We start from the raw sequence: 21,736 nt of genomic DNA on the forward strand, positions 1-21,736 counted from the left end.
CGGGGCGTGGTCAGGGCGGTGGGGGCAGCGCCCCGGCCGAGTAGCGGCGTTTCAGACGCTGGCGACGACGATACCCCGACTGGTCCGCGAGCCAGTCGGCGAGCGCCGCCATGACCTCCTCTTCCTCCGGGACCCGTGCCAGTCCCGCGGCCTTCACGGCGCTGTCCAGCGACCGCAGGACGCGCCGGGCCCCGCGCCGCAACTCCGCCCGGTCGGCGTCCGGGGAGAGGCTCAGCGCCGTGCGCATGGTGTCCGGGTAGAGCGACTGCGCGCGTTCGAAGTCGAGGTAGACCTCCAGGTCCTCGAAGCCGCGGACGGCGTCCGCCAGGCCGTGCCCGGTCATCTCCTCGTACCAGAGCTCCTTCATCCGCTCCGCCTCCCGCGGCCCGTAGCCCATTCGCACCAGGTGCGTGGCCAGCTCGTGCAGCGGGTCGCCGAAGAGGGCGATCTCCCAGTCGACGACGAAGAGGTCGCCCGCCTCGCCCGGCAGCCGCAGGACGTTGTCGCGGTGCAGGTCGGTGTGGAGGAGCCGGAAGGGCCGGCGGGTCAGGTCGTCGGCGCGCCCGTAGAAGCGGCGGGCGGCGGCGCCGGTGATGCCGAGCGCCTCGAAGAGCGTGCCGAAGTCCTCGTGGTACGTGAGGAAGACGCGGGTCTCCGCGAAGTCGACCAGCGTCCGCAGGAAGGCCGGGGTGTCGTTGCCCACCGGCCACTCGGACGGCAGCGGCGGCAGCTCGGCGGCGGGCACCTCGGCGATGCGCCGCATCACCTCGGCGAGCTTGCGCAGCGTCGGCTCGCCGACGGGCTCCTCCGCCGGATGGTCGGCGGACAGCGGCGTGCCCTCGGTGAAGGTGTGCAGCGCGTGGCTGCCGCGGGTGAGCAGGCAGGTGGGCACCGCGGGCAGGTGCGGCCGGACGGCGGCGAGCACGTCGGCCTCGCTCCGCCAGGTGCGCGGGAGCACCTCGACGGTCTTCATCGGCGTACGGATCTTCCCGCTCGCGCCCGGCTCGGCGTGCACTATCGCGGCGAAGGTCTCGTCCAGCGGCACCACGTAGTTGGTGTTGTGCTGGCCGCGCAGCAGGATGCCGCCGGGGCGGCGGCGGTGTCGCCAGAAGTGCCAGCGCAGCCGCAGCTCGTGCAGCAGTCGCGGCGGGCCGCCCCGGGATGCGGGCGCTTCGGTGGACATGGGCGGTGGCAGACCGTTCACGAGCAGGTCGGATGGGAGCAGCCGCCCTGCGGAGGGCGGCTGATGAGGGCTGAGAGTACCGCAGGTCGGTTGCCGCGGCGTGACGTCGGCGGTCACAGTGTCGGGGGAATCCCGGGATACGGCTTCGCAATTTTCTGCCATGCCGATTCGAACCACCGTTTGGCGCTGTCCACGTACGCGGCCTCGTGGCGGTCGCGGGCGTCGTGGGCCGAGGAGTGGCGGAACAGGGAGGTGTCGACGCCGAGGACGTCGTAGATGTCCATGTTCTCGTCGCCTGTCGGGGCGGGGACGCGGTTGGGGACGACCTCGTAGAAGCCGGTGAGGGCCTCGGTGCCGTTGAGGACGTAGAGCTTCGTGGTCGGGGTGAGGGGCACGCCGCGGACCTCGATGGAGAGCTCCTCCACGCCGCCGCGTTCGCGCAGGTACTGCAGGGCGTGCGCGAAGGAGCGCGCGTGCAGTTCGACGAGGCGGTCCAGGCGCCTGAGCGGGCGCGGGTCGGTCGGGTCGTCGACCAGCAGGGGGAGCGCCAGGTGGGCGTCCGGGCTGGGGACCATGACGCGGCAGGTGACCGAGCGGGGCGCGGGGCGGCCGGCGGCGATGGCCATCAGGGTGGGCGCGATCGCCTGGTTGAGGGTCTCGGTGGTCAGGCTGAAGGCGTCGAGGGTCACGTGGGTGGCCTGAAATGCCGTGTCGAGCCGTTCGGCCAACTCCACCCCCGCGGTGAGCGGCGGGGCCTCCTCGCGGTGGGCGGTCGGCTCCGCGACGGTCGGCGGTGAGCCTCTGCCGACGTCGGCGAGCAACTGCTCGCGCTTGAGCAGGTCGAGTGCCTTGCGCACGACGCCGCGCTCGACGTCGAACTCGTCCATCAGGGCTTTCTGGGTCGGCAGGCTGTCGCCCGGCTGCAGTTCGCCGGAGGCGATGCGTGCGCGCAGTGCGTCGGCGACGCGGTCGCGCGCGATCCGGCCGCCGTTTGCCGAAGGCTGGTCCCTGCTCACCCCGCCAACCTTACAACTTCCGGCCAACCGGCGTGGGTTGTCTCAGAAATGTTTTGAGTTGGTCACCAACTGGGCACAAGTTAAGCAGAGTTGGTCACCAACTCTGCGACCCTGGCGGCAACTGACGGAAGTTGGCGGTGATGGTCGTCGCCCGGGGCTCGCGCTCTCCCGCTGTCCGAAGGCGCATGGGGGGAGGGGGGACCACTGCGTACGCAGAAGGGAGGGACCCACCATGCCGGTAGGAATCACTCTGGCGATGTCGGCGCTGCTCGTCGGCTTCGAGCGCTTCGTCGAATGGCGCTTCGGCGCGGTGGGAGCGATCGGGCTCACCACCTTGCTCGTGGGGCTCAAGGCGCAGAACGTCACGTGCATGACCATCGGCGGCCTCGCGCTCGCTCTGCTCCTGCTCCAGTCCGCCGGGCCCGGCCGCGCCGCGGCCGGGCAGTGAGACAGGTCACAGCAGAACGGCACAACGGCAGAACCGCAGAACCGCAGAACCGCAGAACCGCAGAACGGAAAAACGGAAGAACGGGAGCAGGAATCTAGAACATGTCGGGACACCACGGTCGGCGCGAGGTGCGCAGCAGGGCGTCCGCCCGCGCGGCGGCGCCCGGGCGCTCCTCGTCGACCACGCCCAGCGCGGCGAGCCGCACCGCGGACTCGTCGCCGAGGCAGAGCCGCGCGAGCTCCGCCACGCTCAGGGCGAGGTCGGCCGGCCGGTCCGTGGGAGTACAGCCGGTGCCGTCCGGGCCACCGGCGTCCAGCAGGAAGCGCCCGCCGGCCAGGCCGGCCGGGTCGTGCACGTCGAGCACCAGAGAGCCGGAGGCCGCGTACGCGCGGGCCTCCAGAAGACGCGGGACGTCCAGTGGCCGCAGCCACAGGTAGTCCGCGTGCGTGGTCACCCGGGCCGCCCGAGGGTCACCTAGGTAGAGGGGGAGGAGATCGTCGGGCGCCCGGTGGCCCGTATGGATGGTCGTGATCCAGTCGAAGGAGACCAGGTAGCGCCACAGGGCCCGCTCCGCGGCCGGCGTGACGGCGATGAGGTCGGTCACCGTCAGCTCGTCGTCGGAGAGCTTGCCGGGCCAGTCGCCCCACTTGGTGCGGTACGTGACGAGGCCCTCGGGCTCGCCCGCCGCCGAGCGGTACGCCGCGTAGAAGGGCTCGTGCCACGGCTCGTCGACGCTGAAGCGGGCGGCGCCCGTGTGCGTCTTCCAGCGGAACGCGCTCCGGTCCACCGCGCCCGGCACCAGCCGGCGGAAGCGGTCGTGCAGCGCCGGGCCGATCTCCCTCACCTCGGCGGCGTCGAGGAGTTCGACGGTGCCGCCGTCGTCCGGCCCCGCGTAGCGCGGGTCGAGCTGGGCGCGCCGGGTGGTCACGTCGTAGGCGGTCGTCCAGGTGGCGGGGCCGAAGCCGTGGCGGCCGTAGATGGGGTACTCCGCGGCGATCAGGCTGGCGACCACGTCGCCGCGCTCCTTCGCCGCCGCCAGGTCCTCCCGCAGCATCCGGCTCAGCAGCCCCCGCCTGCGGTGCGTCGGCAGGACCGTGACGGAGGAGACCGCGCACGAGGGCACCGCGGCCCCGCCCGGAACCGTCAGCTCCTGGGCGAAGCTGCGGTACGTGCCCACCCAGCGCCTGCCGTCGTACGCGCCCCGCACCCGGTCGAGGTCGCGCTCCTCCAGGAACAGCGCCACGTCCGCCTCGGTGACCGAGGGGGCGCGGAGGAAGCCGGTGTGGCACGCGCGCAGCCAGTCGGCGATGTCGCCTTCGGCGAGCGTACGGATCTCGGTGCCTTCGCTCATGCCCGCGCTCCGGCCCGCGGGAACAGCCCTGCCGAATATTGGATCATCCGCCCACGCTAGGCGGCGGGCGTCAGAACGTCGCGCGAATTTCCCCGACCTGCTCCCCGCCGCCCAGCAGCGGCGCCGCCCCGATCCTGGCCAGCACCGGCGAGCGCACGCCCAGCAGCGCCAGCGCCCGTGCCAGCACCGGCCCCACGGCCCGCAGCGCCCCGTCGTCGACCTTGAACGCCAGCGCCCGCCCGTCCGGCAGCGCCACCGCCTGCACGCCCTCCGCGCCGACCTTCGCCAGCGCCCCCGGCACGCCCCGCATCAGCCAGGTGTCCCACCGCCGGGTGCCCGCGACGTACTCCGGGTGCGCCCGCATCGCGTCCGCCACCCGCCGCTCCGGCGTGCGCTCCGCGGCCAGCACCAGCCGCCGGAAGCCGCGCGCCAGCGCCGTCAGCGACAGCGACATCAGCGGCGCGCCGCAGCCGTCGACGCCGACGTGCCGCACCTCCTCGCCCGCCGTCTCCTCCACCACCTGCCGCACCAGCCGCTGCACCGGGTGGTCGGCGGCGAGGTACGACTCCCGCGGCCAGCCGTTCGCGACGCAGGCCGCGAGCATCGCGGCGTGCTTGCCGGAGCAGTTCATGGCCACCCGGTCGCGGGGCCGCCCCGCGGCGAGGTACTTCTCCCGCTCCTCGGGGTCCAGCGGCAGGTCGGGAGGGGTCTGCAGCGCGTCCTCGGGCAGCCCGGCCCCGGCGAGCATCTTGCGTACGAGATCAAGGTGGAACGATTCGCCCGAGTGGCTGGCCGCGGCCAGCGCCAGCCGCTCACCCGCCAGCGGCCCCGCGTCCGTACGCGCCCCCGCCCGCAGCACGGCGACCGCCTGGAACGGCTTGTTCGACGAGCGCGGGAACATCTGCCCGGTCACGTCCCCCCACGCCCGCTCCACGCGGCCGTCCGGTGCCAGCAGCACCAGCGACCCGCGGTGCCGCCCCTCGGCGAAGCCCGAGCGGACCACCTCCGCGAGCACGGGCGCGGGACCGGTGTACTCGCCCTCCTCGGCCGGGACGGGAGCGGGGACCGGCGGCGGGGATATCCAACTGCTGTCGTGCATGGGCGGGCGCCTTCCGTGCCGGGACGGCCTCGGGCCACAGGTTCCGTCGCTCCGTCAGACCTCAGGACAGCAGGTCGTCGACCTGCGCCTCCCCTTCACGATAGCGGCGCGCGATCTCCGCGCTGCACTCGTCCGCCGTCCGCTGGAGCCGCCGCCTGCGGCCGGAGATCCGCGCCTCGTAGCCGGCCAGCCGGGCCAGCCCCTGGTCCAGTTCCTCGTCCGTACGGGCCGACAGGTCGGACAGGGCGACCTCCGCGAGCATCTCCTCCGCCAGCTCCCGGTACTCCTCGCGCAGCGGCGTACCCAGCGTGACGTGCCGGGCCGAGGCGGGTCGTGGCGAGGGGCCGTCGGTGAGGATCTCGGGCAGCCGGTCCAGCACCGGCGAGCGCGGGCTCGACCGGCGGCCCAGCTCGGCGCTGAGGATGTCGATCCGGCCGTGCAGCAGCCGGCGTACGTAGCTGAGGTCGGCCTCCTCCTGCTGCGCCGAGCGGCGCAGCAGGCGCAGCTCGTGCAGGCCCAGCGCGTCGAGCGGCGCGGGCGGCACCGCCGCCGGGTCGGGGGCGGCGACGAGCGAGGCCACGGTGGCCGCGGGGCCCGCCGGCGCGGGCGCCGCGGAGTGCGCCCCCGCCTTCGCGGTCTGACCGGTCTGTGCCGCCTGGGCGGTCGGCGCGGCCCCGCCGTCCGGGGAGCGCGGCCCGGGCGTGCGGGGCCGGCGGTCGGCGGCCGGGCTGCTGCGCGCGGTCGGTACGGGCGGCGTGGGCCGCCCGGCTCCGGGAGAGCTCATGCGAGTGTCAGTCCCCTTCGTCCGAAGATGCCGCGTCGGCGTGGCGACCTGCCGGACACCGAAGGCAATCGTGCCATCGCACAGGGTCGTGCCGCAGGGAGACTGCGCCCGTTCGGCCCCGCGCACGCTGCGGCGCCCGGGGGCACGGCGGCGCACGTCGCGCCGCCGGGATAATGCGACGCATGCGAGCGGTGGTGCAGCGGGTGGACGGCGCGCGGGTGGAGGTCGGCGGCGAGACGGTCGGGGAGGTGGTCGGCGAGGGGCTGTGCGTGCTCGTGGGCGTCACCCACGACGACACCCCCGCGAAGGCCGCGCAACTGGCCCGCAAGCTGTGGACGCTGCGGGTGCTCCAGGACGAGAGGTCCTGCTCGGACATCTCGGCGCCGCTGCTCGTGATCAGCCAGTTCACGCTGTACGGCGACCCCCGCAAGGGGCGCCGGCCGACCTGGCAGGCGGCGGCGCCGGGGGAGGTCGCGGAGCCGCTGGTCGACGAGGTCGTGGCCCGGCTGCGGGAGCTGGGCGCCCAGGTCGCGACGGGGGTGTTCGGCGCGCCGATGCGGGTGACGCTGACGAACGACGGCCCGTTCACGGTGCTGGTCGAGGTCTGAGCCGTACGCACTTCCGGGCGGCGTTCGACGCCTGCGCGCGGAGTTCGTACGCACCCGGTGGGCTAGTGGGGGCGTGCGTGACATCCGAGGCGCACGGGAGCACGCCCGCGCACCCTGGGCGCCGCCCCGCGGCCTCAGGGCTCGACCACGGTCTCCTGCGCCGCCGCCGTCTCGTCCGCCAGCAGCGCCGCGTCCGCGGGAACGTTCCGCTTCACCAGCGCCAGCGCGATCGGCCCCAGCTCGTGGTGGCGTACCGAGGTGGTGACGAAGCCCAGCTTGCGCCCCTCCTCCTCGGCCGCCAGCCTGATCACCGCCCCGTGCGGGGGCAGCGTCACCTCGCTGCCGTCCAGGTGCAGGAACACCAGCCGGCGCGGCGGCCGGCCCAGGTTCTGCACCCGCGCGACCGTCTCCTGCCCCCGGTAGCACCCCTTCTCCAGGTGCACCGCCGTGCCTATCCAGCCCACCTCGTGCGGGATCGTGCGGTGGTCCGTCTCCAGCCCCAGCCGCGGCCGGTGCGCCGCCACCCGCAGCGCCTCGTACGCCAGCACCCCGGCCGGCGGGCCCGCGGCGGCGGCGAAGTCCGCCAGCTTCCCGCGCGGCAGGAAGAGGTCCCGCCCGTACGCCGTCTCGCGCACGGTCACGCCCTCGGGCACCTCCGCGATGGAGCCCGCCGGCAGATGGACGACGGCGAGGTCGTCCGTACGGTCCGCGATCTCCACCCGGTAGAAGAACTTCATGCTCTCCAGGTACGCGATGAGGTCCTTCTGCGTACCCGGCTCCACGTGCGCCCACGTCGTCTCGCCGTCGTCGACGAGGTACAGCGCGTGCTCGATGTGCCCGTGGGCGGACAGCACGAGCGCCTCGGTGGCGTGCCCCGGCGCGAGCGCTTCCACGTGCTGCGTCAGCAGCAGGTGCAGCCAGCTCAGCCGGTCCTCGCCGGTGACCGACACGACGCCGCGGTGGGAGAGGTCGACGAAGCCCTCGCCGGCGTCCAGGGCTCGCTGCTCCCGGAAGAGATCGCCGTAGTGCGCGGCGACGCCCTCGTCGGGAGCCTCGGCGGCGACCGCCCCGGGCAGGGAGAGGAGGGGAGAAGGCGCGTTCATCCTTCAAGAGTACGTCCGGGCGGCCACCCGGGGTCACGGCCCGGATTCGGCCGCGCGCCACGGACTTCGGAGCCTGCCGCGCCCCGGAGCGTGAGCCGTCAGGGGCGGGACGAGGGGGAGTTCCCCGACGTGCCCGGCGTGCCGGACTCGGCGCACGTCGCGCACCGGCCGAGGATCGCGAAGTGCCGCACGTCGCTCTCGAACCCGAACCGCTGCCGCAGCGTCTCCGCGAACGGCTCCGCCACCGCGTTCTCCGCCTCGATCACCCGGTCGCAGTCGCGGCACACGAGGTGCAGATGGTGGTGGCGTTCGGCGATGTGGTACGTCGGCGGGCCGTGGTTGAGGTGCGCGTGGCTGACGAGGCCCAGCTCCTCCAGCAGCTCCAGCGTGCGGTAGACCGTGGAGATGTTGACGCTGGCGGCGGTCTTGCGGACCTCGCAGAGGATGCCGTCGGGCGTCGCGTGCTCCAGGGAGTCGACGGCCTCCAGCACGAGCTGGCGCTGCGGCGTCAGTCGGTAGCCACGTTCGCGCAGGTCGCGCTTCCAGTCGGTGGTCTCCACGGCTCAAGTGTATGAGTGCCGCGCCGGAACCCCGGCCGGTTGCCGGAAAGCGCACCGGACGAGCGTCAACGGAAGAACGCGATCCCGTCGTCCGGGAGGTCCGTCAGATCCCTCGCCCACTCCCGGGGGTTCACCACCTTCTTGAGCTGTGCCGACATGTACGGCCGCAGCTCCACCTCCGGCGTGGCCTTCTCGCCGACCCACATCAGGTCGCCGTTCACGTACCCGTAGAGCCGCTTGCCGCCCGCGTACGGCGGGGAGGCGGCGCTGCGCGCGACCGCGTCCGTGGCCAGGTCGAGCTGCGGCTTGCCCTCGGCCATCTCGCCGTACCAGACCTCGGCGACGCCCTGGTCGCGCACCATCACGACGTCGAGCTGCCGGTCGGGCCGGATCCGCCAGTACCCGCTCTCGCTCTCCAGCGGGCGCACCTTCTCGCCGTTCTCGTCGAGCACCCAGGTGTACGACGTGTACGCCAGGAAGTCCCGGCCGTCGTGGCCGAAACGCAGCTCCTGGCCGAAGTTGCACTTCTCGCTGCCGGGGAAGTCGAAGACGCCCGCACCCTGCCAGTCGCCGAGGAGGAACGCCAGCGGGACCAGGTCCTTGTGCAGGTCCGAGGGGATTTCGATCGGCATCGTCAGCGCTGGCCCTGGTACAGCTTCTTCACGACCAGGCCGGCGAAGGCCAGGGTGCCCACGCAGACCAGCACGAGCAGGATGTCGAAGGTGACGACAAGCACGGGAGCGCTCCGTAACGATGAGGGACGTACCGCCGCCGAGTCTAACCGCCGCGCCCGGCACCGGCCCGGCGGGCGTCAGCCGCCTCCGTGACCCCCGGCCCGCCCCCGCGCCCCGGCTCCGGCAGTCAGGCAGTCGGGGGTCGCAGTTCGCCGGTGCCCCGGGGGACGAGCCGGACCGGCACCGTCTGGCGCGTCGCCCCCCGGCGGTCGCCGTCGAGCCTGCGCAGCGCCAGTTCGGCAGCCGCGGTGCCGATGGCCCGCGGGTCCTGGGTCACCACCGTGAGCCCCGGGCGCAGCACGTCCGCCAGCGGGAGGTCGTCGAAGCCGACGAGCGCGACGTCCTGCCGCGCGTCCGCGGTCAGTGCCTGCACCGCGCCCAGGGTGGCGAAGTTGTTGCCGGTGAAGACCGCGGTCGGCGGCGGGTCGAGAGCCAGCAGCCGGCGTACCGCCGTGGCCGCCGCGGCCGGGTCGTGGGCGTCGGCGGCCAGGGTCCGGTCGTAGGGGATGCCGGCCTCGGCCAGCGCGTCGCGGTACCCGCGGAAGCGCTCCTGACGGGTGAAGAGCGAGGCGGGCAGGTCCCTGACGAAGCCGATCCGGCGGTGCCCGTGCGCGATCAGGTGGGCGGTGCCCTCCTTGGCGCCCTGCCGGTTGGCGCTGACCACGCAGTCCGCGGCCAGGCCGGCCGCCGGCCGGTCGAGGAAGACCAGCGGCAGCCCGCTCTCCCGCTCCCGGCGCAGGTGGCGGTGATCGCCGCCGGCGGCCGGCACGATCATCAGGGCGCTGATACGGCGCGCCAGGAAGGTGGTGACGAGCGTGTTCTCCCGCTCCACCGACTCGCCGGAGGAGCCGATGAGCAGGGTGAGCCCGCGGTTGCCCACCGCCTCCTCGATGCCGCTGGCGACCGTGCCGAAGAAGGGGTTGCCCATGTCCGGCACGACCAGCCCGACGGTGGAGTCACGCGAGCCGATGCGCATGTTGCGCGCCATCAGGTTCGGCTGGAAGCCGAGTTCCTCGACCACCGCCATGATCTTCGCCCGGGTCTCGTCGGCGACCGGTCCGTCGCCGTTGAGGACGCGCGAGACGGTCTTGGCGCTCACCCCGACCCGCTGGGCCACGTCCGTGAGCGTCGGCCGCCGATGGCTCGGCATCTGCTTCGCCTCTTCCTCCGTCTGCGCAGGTCGTCCGGGCGAGGCAGCGAGCGGCAAGCCGTCAGCGCGAGCGCAGCCCGGCGGCCCGCACCGCCTTCTCGTCGGCTACGACCGTACCTCCGCTCCCCGCTCCGGGCGTCAGGGCCCCGGTCATGATCGCGACCACCTCGGCCATGGTGTGGTCGGCCGGGCTGAGCTGCGCGACCCGGCGGCCGAGCCGCTGGACGTGGATGCGGTCGGCGATCTCGAAGACGTGCGGCATGTTGTGGCTGATGAGTACGACGGGCAGGCCGCGGTCGCGGACCCGGCGGATCATGTCGAGGACCTGTCCGGACTCCTTCACGCCCAGGGCGGCGGTCGGCTCGTCCATCACCACCACGTGCCGCGCCCAGGCCACCGCGCGGGCCACCGCCACGCCCTGCCGCTGGCCGCCGGAGAGCGACTCGACGGCCTGCGTGAGCGAGGTCAGCCCGATCTTGAGTTCGGCCATGTGCGCGGCGGACTCCTCGCGCATGCGCCGGGTGTCCAGCATCCGGAAGACCCGGCCCAGCACGCCCTTCCTGCGCAGTTCGCGGCCGAGGAACATGTTGGTGGCGATGTCCAGCGAGGCGGCGACGGCCAGGTCCTGGTAGACGGTCTCGATGCCGTGCCTGCGGGCGTCGAGCGGGTCGCGCAGGCGCACGGGCGCGCCGTCCAGCTCGATGGTGCCCTCGTCCGGGTGCAGCGCACCGGTGAGCGCCTTGATGAGGCTGGACTTGCCCGCTCCGTTGTCGCCGACGACGGCGAGCACCTCGCCGGGCAGCAGGTCGAAGTCGCAGCCGTCCAGGGCGGTGACGTGGCCGTAGCGCTTGACCAGGTCGCGGGCCCGGAGCACGGGGGTGACGTCCGGCCGCGGCTTCGTCGTCTCGTCCGGTGTCATCGGCCGGCCCTCCTGCGGGAGATCTGGTCCACGGTGACGGCGAGGATCACCAGGCCGCCGGTGATGAGGGTCTGGTAGATCGAGCCGACGCCCATCAGTTGCAGCCCGTTGCGGAACACGCCGACGATCAGCGCGCCGATGAGGGTGCCGAGGACCATGCCCCGGCCGCCGAAGAGGCTGGTGCCGCCGAGCACCACGGCGGTGATGGAGTTGAGGTTGTCGTCGGTGCCCGCCTTGGGGTCGCCGACGCCGGTGCGGGAGACGAGCAGCAGGGCGGCGATGCCGTAGATGAGCCCGGCGAGGGTGAAGATGCCCAGCCGCAGCCGGTCGACCCGGATGCCGGTCAGCCGGGCCACCTCGGGGCTGTTGCCGAGGGCGTAGGTGTGCTTGCCCCAGGCGGTGCGGCCCAGCAGGTAGGCGAAGACGAGGAAGAGGACGACGGTGAGGACCGATCCGTACGTCACGTCGGTGCGGCCCATCGGGAACGTCTCGCCGAGCGCGGTCAGCTCGTCCGGGAGGTCGGTGATGGTCTGGTCGTCCGAGTAGATGTGGGTGAGCGCGAAGGCGATGTTGAGCATGCCGAGCGTGACGATGAACGGCGGCAGCCTGATGAACGTGACGAGCGCGCCGTTGGTGAAGCCGAGCAGCGCGCAGACGGTGAGCCCGGCGGCGATGGCGAGCAGCGGCGGCAGGCCGCTGTCGGTGGCCAGCTTCGTCATGACGATGCTGCCGAACGCCATGATCATGCCGCAGGACAGGTCGATGCCCGCGGTGAGGATGATGAGGGTCTGGCCGAGGGCCAGGGTGCCGACCACCATCACCTGCTGCATGACGAGCGAGAGGTTGCCGCCGGAGAGGAACTGCTCGCTCTGGAAGGAGAAGAAGACGCAGGCGGCCAGGAGGGCGGCCAGCGGGCCGGTGGTGGGGTGGGTGGCGGCGCTGCGCCAGGTGGGCGGCGCGGTGAGCGGTGGCGGGGCCGGGGGCTGCGGGGCGGTGGTCGTACTCAAGGCGGTGGCTCCTCGGACGGGTGGTGTGACGTGCTGACGGGTCGGTCTGCGGGCGGGCCGGCCGGGGCGGTCAGCCCCAGCAGTGCGCGAGCCCGTAGCCGGTGTCCTCGGCCTCGACGCCCTGGGCGGGGGTGTCGCTGATCAGGGTGACGCCGGTGTCGGTGTAGCCGGAGACGTCCTTGTCCTTGCGCACGTGGTCGGCCACGGCGCGGACGCCCTCGCTGGCCATCTTCAGCGGGTACTGCTGCGAAGTCGCCGCGATCTTCCCGGACTTGACCGCCTCGGTGCCGGTGCAGCCGCCGTCGACGGAGACGATCAGCACGTCGTCCTCGCGGCCCTTGGCCTTCAGCGCGGTGTACGCGCCGAGCGCGGCCGGCTCGTTGATGGTGTAGACGACGTTGATGTCCGGCGCCTTCTGCAGGCAGTTCTCCATCGCCGTCTGCCCCTTGGCCTGGTCGCCCTGGGTGTCCTGGGCGCAGACGAGCGAGTCGTCGCCCTCCTCGATCCCGTAGCCCTTGAGGAAGCCGTCGTGGCGCAACTGCCCGACGGAGATGCCGGGCGCGAGGTCGAGCATGGCGATCCTGGCGTCCTTGCCGGCCATCCGCTCCTTGGCGTACGCGCCGATGAGTTCGCCGGCCTTGAGGTTGTCGGTGGCGAAGAGCGCGTCGGTGGCGTCCTGCGGTTCGGTGGGGGTGTCCAGCGCGATGACGACGACGCCCTTGTCGCGGGCCTGCTCGATGGCCGGGACGATCGCCTCGGAGTCGTTGGGTGTGATGAGGATGCCGTCGACGCCCGCGGCGACCATGTTCTCGATGGCGGTGACCTGGCCCTCGTTGTCGCCGTCGAACTTTCCGGCGGCCGTGGAGAGTTCGACCTTGTTCCGGCCGGCGGACTCCTCCGCGCCCTCCTTCATCTTGACGAAGAACGGGTTGGTGTCGGTCTTGGTGATCAGGCCGACCCGGATCTCGTCGTCGGACCCGGACCCCTGGGCTCCCTCGCCGCACCCGGCCAGCAGCAGCGCTGCTGCGGCACATGCGGTGACCCTGACGGCGGTGGTGCTGCGGACTGCTCCCTGCATGGACCTGCTCCTTCTCGGGTGCGCGGACAGCACGTGTCATCGTTGACATATGTCAACGTTGACACCGGCTGTCGAAGATGGTGGACTCCGCGGCGAGCAACGTCAATGCCCTTGACTCGAAACGAGTCGGCAACGGAGGTCATCCAGATGAGCCGCTGGAGAACACCCGCACTGACAGCGACCGCGGCGGTCCTCGCCGCCACGCTCACCCCCGCCGCGCAGGCCGGGCCGCGCGCCACCGGACCCGTCAACCCCGGTTTCGAGACCGGGGACCTCACCGGCTGGACCGTCGTCTCCGGCGACGCGTTCGCCGACTCCGCCGTCAGCACCGCGAAGGACTACTGGGGAGGCCCGTTCCACCATCGCGGCGACCACCACCTCTGGGGCTACGCCGCCGCGCAGGACGACGCCGTCGGCGAGCTGCGCTCCTCGACGTTCACGGCGGGCCGCGCGCTCAGCTTCCTGGTCGCCGGCGGCTGGGACCCCGACCGGCTGTACGTCGCGCTCGTCCGCGACCGCGACGGCAGGGAACTGGCCCGGCAGACCGGCATGGACGACGAGGCGTACGCCCGCGTCGTGTGGGACACCTCCGCCTGGGCCGGCGAACAGGTCCACCTCCGCGTCGTCGACGACAAGAAGGGCGGCTGGGGACACCTCAACCTCGACGACGTCCGCACCGAGCGCCCGCGGAAAGACGACAACGGCCTGACCTTCAACCGGCTGGGCCAGGCCAACCAGCCCGCCGACCGCGACTACGCCGCCGACCCGCTGCGCCCGCAGTTCCACTACACGCCGTACCAGGGCTGGATCAACGACCCCAACGGCCTCGTCCACTACGGCGGCAGACACCACCTGTTCAGCCAGCACCACCCCGACGCGCCCAAGTGGGGCCCGATGCACTGGGCGCACGCCGAGAGCACCGACGCCGTCCGCTGGCGCGAGCTGCCCGTCGCGCTCACCCCGCCGCCGCGCGCCACGCCCACCGACAACTCCGGCATCTTCAGCGGCAGCGCCGTCGACGACGACGGCACCCTGACGGTCGCGTACACCCGCTTCACCGACACCGCGGCGCACCCCGGCGCCACCCCCGAGACCGTCGAGATCGCCACCAGCACCGACGGCATGACGTTCACGCCCGTCGCGCAGAACCCGGTCGTCGCCGGGCCCCCGCCCGGCTCCGCGGCCGGCTTCCGCGACCCCAAGGTCTTCCGGGACCCACTCGACGGCCGCTGGAAGATGGTCGTCGGCTCCGGTCACGACGGCCGCGGCAAGGTGCAGTCGTACGCCTCCGACGACCTGCGGGAGTGGGAGTACACCGGCGTGCTCGCCGAGGGGGACGGGACCGACGGGGCGATGTGGGAGTGCCCGGACCTCTTCCCCCTGGACGGCAGGTGGGTGCTGCTCTACGCCACCAACGAGGGCGGCGAGTCGCTGCAGCGGTACGCCGTCGGCTCGTACGACGGGCGGACCTTCACGCCCGAGCGCCGCGGCGTCCTCGACGGCGGCGGCGACACGTACGCCGCGCAGAGCTACGAAGACGACCGCGGGCGCCGGCTGATGACCGCGTGGATGAGCGACTGGAACGCCAAGGAGCCCACCCGGCTGAACGGCTGGGCCGGCGCCCAGACCGTCCACCGCGAGCTGTTCGTGCGCGCGGACGGCGGCCTCGGCGCACGCCCGGTCGCCGAGGTGGCGGGTCTCGCCGCGGGCCCGCCCGTCACCGTGACGGACAAGCGGGTCCGGGGCACCTGGCGGCTCGGCCGCGGCGACACCGCGCGGCTGCGGGCCGAGCTGGACCTCGGCGCCACCACCGCCCGCACCGTCACCCTCCGGCTGCACGCCTCCGCCGCCGAGGCGACCGAGCTGCGCTACGACACCGCGACCGGCGAACTGGCCCTGGACACCGGCCGGTCCGGCTATGGCACCCGGGACGTCTTCACCACCCGTACCCGCCCGGACGCCGACGGCGTGCTGCGGCTCGACGTGCTGATCGACCGGTCGTCGGTGGAGGTGTTCGCCGGCGACGGAGAGACGCTGACCGCCCGGGTGTACCCCCGCTACGCGGAGTCCGACGCGGTGGAGTTCGCCGCGGACGGCGGGAGCCTGCGGCTGCGCCGCGCCGAGCTGACGCCGCTGGGCAGTGCCTGGTCGTAGCACCGCCTGGTCGTAGCACCTGGTCGTAGCACCGCCGGAGGCCCGGCGTGGCAGGCCGGCCTCCACCTCTGCGGGCGGCCCGCCCGGGGCGCATCCCCGGGCGGGCCGCCCCTCCCCGTGCCCTCGCGAGAAAGGCCGCAGCATGCAGCCGAGCACACCCGTCGCCGTCCTCGGCGAATGCGTCGCCGACGCCTTCGCCGCGCCCGCCCCGGCTCTCTCCGGCGGAACCTCCGGAGCCGGCCGGGAGCCGGCCGCGCTCGGCCTGGAGGTCCGTCCGGGCGGCGGGCCCGCCAACACGGCGGTCGCGCTCGCCCGCCTCGGCACCCCGACGCGGTTCCTCGGCCGGCTGTCGGCGGACGTCTTCGGCCGGCTCTCCCGCGCCCGCCTCGCCGGCTCCGGCGTCGACGTGTCCCGCTGTCCGCAGGCCGCGGAGCCCAGCACCCTGGCCGTCGCCGACCTCGACGGCCAGGGCCGGGCCGGCTACGCCTTCCACGCCGAGCGGACCGCCGACTGGCAGTGGACCCGGGCCGAACTGCGCGCCGGCGTCGAGGGCGGGCTCGCCTGCCTGCACACCGGGTCGCTCGCGCTGGTCCGCGATCCGGGCGCCGCCCGCATCGAGCAGGTGCTGCATGAGGTACGCCCGCGGGCCACCGTCAGCATCGACCCCAACGTCCGCGCCCCGCTGGTCGACCCGCGCCGCTACCGCGAGCGGCTGCGCGACTGGTGCCGTACCGCCGACGTCCTGCGGGTCAGCGACGACGACCTGGCCGAGCTCGCGCCGGGCGCGACACCGGCCGCCGCCGCGGACGCCTGGCACACGCACGGCGTCCGCCTCGTCGTCGTCACCCTCGGCGCGCGGGGCGTCTTCGCCTCCCTCGACGGCAGCCCGCTGCACGTGCCCGCGCCGCGCACGGCGGTGGTCGACACCGTCGGCGCGGGCGACGCCTTCACCGCGGGGCTGCTGCACGCGCTGCACGCGGCGGGCGTGCTGGGCGGCCGGCTCGCCGGACTGACCCCCGAGCTGCTGGCCGAGGCGGTGTCCCTGGGCGTCCGGGTGGCGGCGGCGACCTGCGCGGTACGGGGCGCGAACCCGCCGTGGGCGGCGGAGCTGGACACCGTGGCGTGACCCGTACGCCCGGCCCCGCCCCGCACCGCGAACCCGGCGCGTCAGCCGGCCGCCTCCCCCATCCGCCAGACCTGCAGGGACTCCACGACGGCACCGCCGCCGAACACCTGGAGCCCGAGGGCGTCGGTGCGGTTGCTGTACGCGCGGGTGGTGATCGACTTGTGGCCGCCCGCGTACGCCTCGACCATGGAGCGGTCCAGGAAGACGTCGAGGCCCAGCCGGCCGCCGTCGAGCGCCAGCGGGCCGCTGTGCACCCCGAGCTGCCCGCCGAGGCCGGAGTTGTTGCCCGTGCGGGTACGGTCCACGCCGAACTCCCCGGCGCCGTCGTCGTAGAAGAGGCGGGTGTACTCCTCGGCGCCCGGGCTGCGCAGCACGTCGATGCCGAAGCGGGGGTCGGCGCCCGGCGCCATGGCCAGCCGGACGTGCAGCATGTCGCCGCGGGCGCTGCCCAGGTGCCCGTTGGCCTCGGCGACGCTCAGCGGCCCGGTCACGTCCACCAGCGGCGGGCCGTCGTGGAGCCGGGCGGTCTCGGCCACCGGGCGCACGCCCAGGTCGCCGTCGGGCCGCATCGTCACTTCGACCGGGAGGCCGGCGTTGTGGGCCCAGCCGGCGTCGAAGTGCGCCTGCTCGGTGCGCCGGTCCTGGGCGATGGAGAAGACCAGCGACCGCCCGGAGCCGTCCACGAAGCCGCTCGGGCCGGTGAAGTGGTCGCCGTAGTCGAGCAGCCGGGGCTCGGCCGTGTCCGGCGTCCAGGTGCGCGAGGCCGCGTCCCAGACGCCGACCCAGTAGTACGTGAACCTGCTGGAGTACTCGCCCGGTCCTTCGGGGAAAGCCGGGTTGACCAGCAGGACGTTGCGCTGCCGCCCGCCGGGGTCCGTTCCGATGGGCAGGAACACCGGCAGCTCCCAGACCTGGCCCGTCCGGGGGTACGCCCGCACGTCGCCGGTCATCAGCGGTCCGGCGTACGTCCAGTCCTCAAGGTCCGCGGAGGTGTACAGCAGCGCGGTGCCGCCGACGGCGCCGCCGTCGTCGGCGAGCACGCCCGAGCCCACGAGCTGGAAGTAGGTGCCGTCCTCCTGCCAGGCGAACGGGTCGCGGAAGTCCCCGAACCGCACCTTCCGTCCCGCACCCACGTCCAGGTCCCGCGTCTGCCGGGTCACCAGCGCGGGGTGCATCTCCCACGCGGCCAGGTCGGGGTCCGCGGGGTCGGCGGGGCGGGCCAGGCCGACGGCCTGGTTGGGGACCTGCGCGTCGTCGCCGGCGGTGAAGAGCAGCGCCGGAGTGCCGTCCGGAGCGAGGACCGCGTCGCCGGACCAGACCCCGTCCGGCGCGACGCTGCCCGCCGTCGGCCGCAGGGCGACCGGCAGGTCGCGCCAGCGCACGAGGTCGTCGCTCACGGCGTGGCCCCAACTGATGTTGTGCCAGTACGGGCCGTGGACGTTGTGCTGGTAGAACAGGTGGTACCGGCCGTCCACCTCGATGGGGGCGTGCGGTTCGTTCATCCAGTGGTTCGGCGCGGTGAAGTGGTAGCCGGGGCGGTACCGGTCGCCCAGGTAGCGGGAGCGCGCCATCGCGAGGTCGGGTACGGGCACGGTCCCGCCCGCGAAGGTGTCGAGATCCGCCCGGTACTCCGCGGCCACCTCGGCGGCGCCGAGCGCCACGTTGCGGATCCTCACCTCGTCGATCAGCCCCGCGAACATGTTGACCGCGAAGACGCCGTTCACGATCTCCGGCGTGCTGTGCCGCCCGATCAGCAGGGGCACGCCGGCGGGCGCGAAGAGGGCTCCGCCGGGAACGGGCGCGGAGGCGACCTCGCGGCCGTTGAGGTACAGGCGCAGCGCACCCGCGGCCGGATCGAAGGTGCCCGCGATGTGGGCCCACGCGCCGGGCGCCAGGGCGGCGTTCTGGTCCACGGTCGCCTGGTGCCAGGCGGCGCCGTCGCCGACGCCGAAGAGCCAGCGGCCGTGCCGGCCCACGCCGAGCGAGAAGCCGCGGTTGCCTGCCCGCTCCTGCTGGTTGACGACGGCGGACTCCTTGCCGCCGTCGCCCCACTCGAAGGCGCTCGGCGCGACCCACGCCGCGGCCGTCAGCGCGCCGGTGCCCGGGTCCAGCGGGGCGTCCCGGGTGACGTAGGTGGAGTAGCCGTCGAAGAGCAGCGCCGCCGACAGCGTGCCGGCAGCCGCGTCCGCCGGCTCCCACAACGGGTCGCTGTCGGGCTTGTGGACGGCGTCGGTGAAGACGTACGCGATCGGGTCGCCCCGGCCGCTGACCTGATCCGTCGTCGTGACGCCGCGGCCCTCGCGGAAGCTCCAGTGGGCCACGAGCCCGTCGTCCCGCCGCGGCGCCCCGGCCGCGGTGCGTACGCCGTGGGCGGCGCCGCCCAGCGCGGCGGTACCGGCCAGCGACCCGGCGACGGCCAGGAGCGTACGTCGTCCGAGTACGGCCTTCCGCGGCACCTCTCGCGGTGTGTCGCTCATCTGTGTCCTCCTCGTTCCGCTCCCGGCGGACTGTATTCCTAACTCGTTAAAGGTCAACCCCTTCTGCCCTCTTGACGGTGCCTTACCAGGATCCAGAGCGTCTGACCGCCGCGTTCGTCTAATACGAGTTAGCCCCTCACGCCTAGTTGAGCGTGTCGGGGTGCGGGCCGGTGCGCAGGTCGCGGTCGAGACCGGCGATCGCGGTCATCTCGTCGTCGGCGAGGGCGAAGTCGAAGACGTCGAGGTTCTCGCGGATGCGGGCGGGCGTCACCGACTTGGGGATGACGACGTTGCCGAGTTGGAGGTGCCAGCGCAGGACGACCTGCGCGGGGGACCTGCCGTGCCGGGCCGCGATCGTGGTGAGCGCCTCGTCCTTGAGCACGGCGCCCTGCGCGAGCGGGCTCCAGGCCTCGGTGGCGATGCCGAGCCTGGCGTGTGCGGCGCGCAGCTCGCCCTGCTGGAGGCCGGGGTGGAGCTCGACCTGGTTCACGGCGGGGACGAGATCGGAGCCGGCGATGAGGCGGTCGAGGTGCGCGGGCTGGAAGTTGGAGACGCCCGCGGCGCGGATCCGGCCGTCGGCGACGAGCCTCTCGATGGCCTTCCAGGACTCGCGGTACAGGTCGCGGGCCGGGGTGGGCCAGTGGATCAGGTAGAGGTCGACGTAGTCGATGCCGAGCTTGGCCGCGCTGGTGTCGAAGGCCCTGAGGGTGGCGTCGTAGCCCTGGTCGGGGTTCCACAGCTTGGTGGTGACGAAGAGGTCGCCGCGGGCGAGGCCGGAGCCGGCGAGGGCGCGGCCGACGCCGGTCTCGTTGCCGTAGACCGCGGCGGTGTCGATGCTGCGGTAGCCGGCCTCCAGGGCGGCGCCGACGGCGGCGGTGGTCTCGGCGTCGGGGACCTGGAAGACGCCGAAGCCGAGCTGGGGGATCTCGACGCCGTTGTTGAGCCTGATGGTGGGGATGACGGGGGTCATATGCGATTCCTTGCTTCGAACAGGGGGTTCGGTGGGTGCGAGTGATGGGGCCCGGTCAGTGGTGGACGGAGACCGGAACCGCTTCCGCCGCCGGGGACCCCGCGACGACGTGTCCGGCCGCCCGGGTGCGGCGGTCGAGGGAGGCGGCGACGAAGGCGAGGATCAGGGCGGTGCCGGAGAGCAGGGCGCCGACCCAGTTGGGCGAGGTGTAGCCCAGGTCCGCTGCGATGACGACGCCGCCGAGCCAGGCCGCCAGGGCGTTGCCCAGGTTGAAGGCGCCGATGTTGGCGGCCGACGCCAGGGTGGGCGCGGCCGCGGCCTGGTCGAGGACCCACTTCTGCAGCGGGGGCACGGTCGCGAAGCCCAGCGCACCGATCAGCGCGAGGGTGACCGCGGCCAGGACCTTGTGGTGCGCGGTCGCGGTGAACAGCAGCAGGGCCGCGCTCAGACCCGCGAGGGCGGTGAAGAGCATCGGCATCAGGCGGCGGTCGGCGAAGCGGCCGCCGATCAGGTTGCCGAGGAACATCCCGATCCCGAACAGGACGAGCAGCAGGGTCACGGCGCCCTCGGTGTAGCCCGCGACGTCGGTCATCATCGGCGTGATGTAGGTGATCGCGGCGAAGACACCCCCGTACCCGAGGACCGTCATCGCCATGGCGAGCCACACCTGGACGTTCCGGAACGCCGCGAACTCGCGCCGGACGCTCACCGATTCCGGCCGGCCGGTCTCGGGCACGAGCTTGGCGACGCCGAGGAATCCGATGACGCCGAGCAGGGCGACGATCACGAACGTGACGCGCCATCCGGCGGCCTGGCCGAGGGCGGTACCGCCGGGGACGCCGACGACGTTGGCCACGGTCAGGCCCATGAACATCAGGGAGATGGCCGACGCCTTCTTCTCGGGCGCCACGAGGCCGGCGGCGACCACCGAGCCGATGCCGAAGAACGCGCCGTGCGCGAGGGAGGCGACGATCCGGCCGGTGAGCATGAGCCCGAAGGTCGGGGCGAGGGCGGACAGGGTGTTCCCGACGACGAACAGCGCCATCAGGAACATCAGCATCTTCTTGCGGGACACCTTCGTGCCCAGGACGGTCAGCAGCGGTGCGCCGACGACGACGCCGAGCGCGTAGCCGGAGACCAGCCAGCCGGCCGTGGGGATGGTGACGCCGAAATCACCTGCGACCTGGGGCAGCACGCCCATGATCACGAATTCGGTGGTGCCGATCCCGAAGGCCCCGATGGCCAGGGCCAGGAGCGCGAGAGGCATGGGAGCTACCTTCCAGGTGGTTGCGCGTGACGCTTACGCTCCCTGACAATAGTTGCAGACGCGGGGCAATGCAAACGCAGGTAAAGCCGAAGTAAATTAACCGGCGTGCGCAACTATATGCCCGTGCCCGTGCCGGATCCGTGAGGGCAGGAGACGCCCTGCCCCGTGGTCAGGCGGGTACGGTCCCGGATTCCACGACCTTGACGAGCGGCGCCAGCTCGGGGTGTGTGAGGGCCTCGTCCAGCGCTTCACGCAGAGCGGCGTCGTTCGTGGGCCTCGCCTCTTCGAGGAGCTTGAGGCCGGCGTCGGTGACGTTGGTGTAGATGCCGCGGCGGTCGGTGGGGCACAGGTAGCGCTCCAGCAGACCCCGGTCCTCAAGGCGGGTGACGAGGCGGGTGGTGGCGCTCTGGCTGAGCACGACGGCGTCGGCGACCTGCTTCATCTGCAGGTGGCCGCCCTCGCCGTCGTGCTGGCGGCTCAGCACGTCGAGCAGGGAGTACTCGCGCACGCTCAGGCCGTGGCCGGACTGGAGGGCGCGCTCGATGTGCGCCTCGATCTTCCCGTGCAGCAGCGACAGCGCGCACCAGCCCTGGGCCAGGGCGGTGAGGGCCGGGTCTGTGGCGGTCATGGGTCTCAGGCCTCCGTGGGAGCGACTGAAACCCACGATAGGGCATGCGCGAAATAATCTGCGTGTGCACGTAG

20 protein-coding genes are annotated in these 21,736 nt (G+C 73.2%); 4 read left to right on the forward strand and 16 right to left on the reverse strand.

The genetic code is table 11. From position 1 onward, the window contains the following. Positions 1-10 precede the first annotated feature (10 nt). Together O7599_RS22475 and O7599_RS22480 are read right to left on the reverse strand one after the other, a co-directional pair. Entirely contained in the window at positions 11-1,183 is a 1,173-nt protein-coding gene (locus O7599_RS22475) for an aminoglycoside phosphotransferase family protein (RefSeq protein ID WP_281617402.1), read from the reverse strand. A 113-nt stretch (positions 1,184-1,296) separates the two neighbouring features. Then, positions 1,297-2,199 (reverse strand): GntR family transcriptional regulator, encoded by a 903-nt coding sequence (locus tag O7599_RS22480; protein WP_281617403.1) that lies wholly within the window; start codon positions 2,197-2,199, stop codon positions 1,297-1,299. Between the two features lie 232 nt (positions 2,200-2,431). Between O7599_RS22480 and O7599_RS22485 the strand changes: the two genes are divergently transcribed. Continuing rightward, positions 2,432-2,647 (forward strand): hypothetical protein, encoded by a 216-nt coding sequence (locus O7599_RS22485; protein WP_281617404.1) that lies wholly within the window; start codon positions 2,432-2,434, stop codon positions 2,645-2,647. A gap of 94 nt (positions 2,648-2,741) precedes the next feature. Here O7599_RS22485 and O7599_RS22490 read toward each other — a convergent pair whose 3' ends face one another. From O7599_RS22490 to O7599_RS22500, 3 genes are all read right to left on the reverse strand, one after another. Next, positions 2,742-3,998 carry a GNAT family N-acetyltransferase gene (locus O7599_RS22490; RefSeq protein ID WP_281617405.1) on the reverse strand — a complete coding sequence of 419 codons (1,257 nt, stop codon included), beginning with the start codon at positions 3,996-3,998 and terminating at the stop codon, positions 2,742-2,744. Between the two features lie 70 nt (positions 3,999-4,068). Then, positions 4,069-5,097: an asparaginase gene (locus O7599_RS22495; protein ID WP_281617406.1), complete on the reverse strand. Its 1,029-nt coding sequence runs from the start codon at positions 5,095-5,097 to the stop codon at positions 4,069-4,071. A 61-nt stretch (positions 5,098-5,158) separates the two neighbouring features. Further along, the gene (locus O7599_RS22500) at positions 5,159-5,881 is read right to left on the reverse strand and encodes an ABC transporter substrate-binding protein (RefSeq protein ID WP_281617407.1); all 723 of its coding nucleotides are present in this window, start codon (positions 5,879-5,881) and stop codon (positions 5,159-5,161) included. 182 nt (positions 5,882-6,063) lie between these two features. Between O7599_RS22500 and dtd the strand changes: the two genes are divergently transcribed. Further along, positions 6,064-6,489: a D-aminoacyl-tRNA deacylase gene (gene dtd / locus O7599_RS22505; protein WP_281617408.1), complete on the forward strand. Its 426-nt coding sequence runs from the start codon at positions 6,064-6,066 to the stop codon at positions 6,487-6,489. Between the two features lie 134 nt (positions 6,490-6,623). Here the strand turns inward: dtd and O7599_RS22510 are convergent, their stop codons facing one another. From O7599_RS22510 to O7599_RS22540, 7 genes are all read right to left on the reverse strand, one after another. Next, the gene (locus O7599_RS22510; RefSeq protein ID WP_281617409.1) at positions 6,624-7,592 is read right to left on the reverse strand and encodes a folate-binding protein; all 969 of its coding nucleotides are present in this window, start codon (positions 7,590-7,592) and stop codon (positions 6,624-6,626) included. Positions 7,593-7,690: 98 nt separating this feature from the next. Continuing rightward, positions 7,691-8,152 carry a transcriptional repressor gene (locus tag O7599_RS22515; protein ID WP_281617410.1) on the reverse strand — a complete coding sequence of 154 codons (462 nt, stop codon included), beginning with the start codon at positions 8,150-8,152 and terminating at the stop codon, positions 7,691-7,693. Positions 8,153-8,217: 65 nt separating this feature from the next. Beyond that, positions 8,218-8,784 (reverse strand): FABP family protein, encoded by a 567-nt coding sequence (locus O7599_RS22520; RefSeq protein WP_281617411.1) that lies wholly within the window; start codon positions 8,782-8,784, stop codon positions 8,218-8,220. A gap of 229 nt (positions 8,785-9,013) precedes the next feature. After that, a complete protein-coding gene (locus O7599_RS22525) occupies positions 9,014-10,036 on the reverse strand; it encodes a LacI family DNA-binding transcriptional regulator (RefSeq protein ID WP_281617412.1) in 1,023 nt (340 codons plus the stop codon). Between the two features lie 61 nt (positions 10,037-10,097). Continuing rightward, positions 10,098-10,955, reverse strand: coding sequence for an ATP-binding cassette domain-containing protein (locus O7599_RS22530; RefSeq protein ID WP_281617413.1), 858 nt, complete (start codon positions 10,953-10,955; stop codon positions 10,098-10,100). After that, positions 10,952-11,962, reverse strand: coding sequence for an ABC transporter permease (locus O7599_RS22535; protein ID WP_281617414.1), 1,011 nt, complete (start codon positions 11,960-11,962; stop codon positions 10,952-10,954). Before O7599_RS22535 ends, O7599_RS22530 begins: the two co-directional genes overlap by 4 nt. Positions 11,963-12,032: 70 nt before the next feature. Then, positions 12,033-13,040, reverse strand: coding sequence for a sugar ABC transporter substrate-binding protein (locus tag O7599_RS22540; protein ID WP_281617415.1), 1,008 nt, complete (start codon positions 13,038-13,040; stop codon positions 12,033-12,035). Between the two features lie 147 nt (positions 13,041-13,187). On the opposite strand from O7599_RS22540, the gene O7599_RS22545 reads away from it, so the two are divergent. Together O7599_RS22545 and O7599_RS22550 are read left to right on the forward strand one after the other, a co-directional pair. Next, on the forward strand, positions 13,188-15,194 hold the full coding sequence (locus tag O7599_RS22545) for a GH32 C-terminal domain-containing protein (RefSeq protein ID WP_281617416.1): 2,007 nt from the start codon (positions 13,188-13,190) through the stop codon (positions 15,192-15,194). Positions 15,195-15,336: 142 nt separating this feature from the next. Then, complete coding sequence (locus O7599_RS22550; RefSeq protein ID WP_281617417.1) at positions 15,337-16,320, forward strand: carbohydrate kinase; 984 nt, start codon at positions 15,337-15,339, stop codon at positions 16,318-16,320. Between the two features lie 41 nt (positions 16,321-16,361). Here the strand turns inward: O7599_RS22550 and O7599_RS22555 are convergent, their stop codons facing one another. The 4 genes from O7599_RS22555 to O7599_RS22570 all read right to left on the reverse strand — a co-directional run bounded on the left by O7599_RS22555 (position 16,362) and on the right by O7599_RS22570 (position 21,662). Then, complete coding sequence (locus O7599_RS22555; protein WP_281617418.1) at positions 16,362-18,797, reverse strand: LamG-like jellyroll fold domain-containing protein; 2,436 nt, start codon at positions 18,795-18,797, stop codon at positions 16,362-16,364. 142 nt (positions 18,798-18,939) lie between these two features. Further along, entirely contained in the window at positions 18,940-19,767 is an 828-nt protein-coding gene (locus tag O7599_RS22560) for an aldo/keto reductase (RefSeq protein WP_281617419.1), read from the reverse strand. A gap of 55 nt (positions 19,768-19,822) precedes the next feature. Further along, on the reverse strand, positions 19,823-21,034 hold the full coding sequence (locus O7599_RS22565) for an MFS transporter (protein ID WP_281617420.1): 1,212 nt from the start codon (positions 21,032-21,034) through the stop codon (positions 19,823-19,825). Between the two features lie 169 nt (positions 21,035-21,203). Next, positions 21,204-21,662, reverse strand: coding sequence for a MarR family transcriptional regulator (locus O7599_RS22570; protein ID WP_281617421.1), 459 nt, complete (start codon positions 21,660-21,662; stop codon positions 21,204-21,206). Between the last annotated feature and the right edge of the window lie 74 nt (positions 21,663-21,736).

This window comes from Streptomyces sp. WMMC500 (assembly GCF_027497195.1).
Taxonomy (GTDB): Bacteria; Actinomycetota; Actinomycetes; order Streptomycetales; family Streptomycetaceae; genus Streptomyces.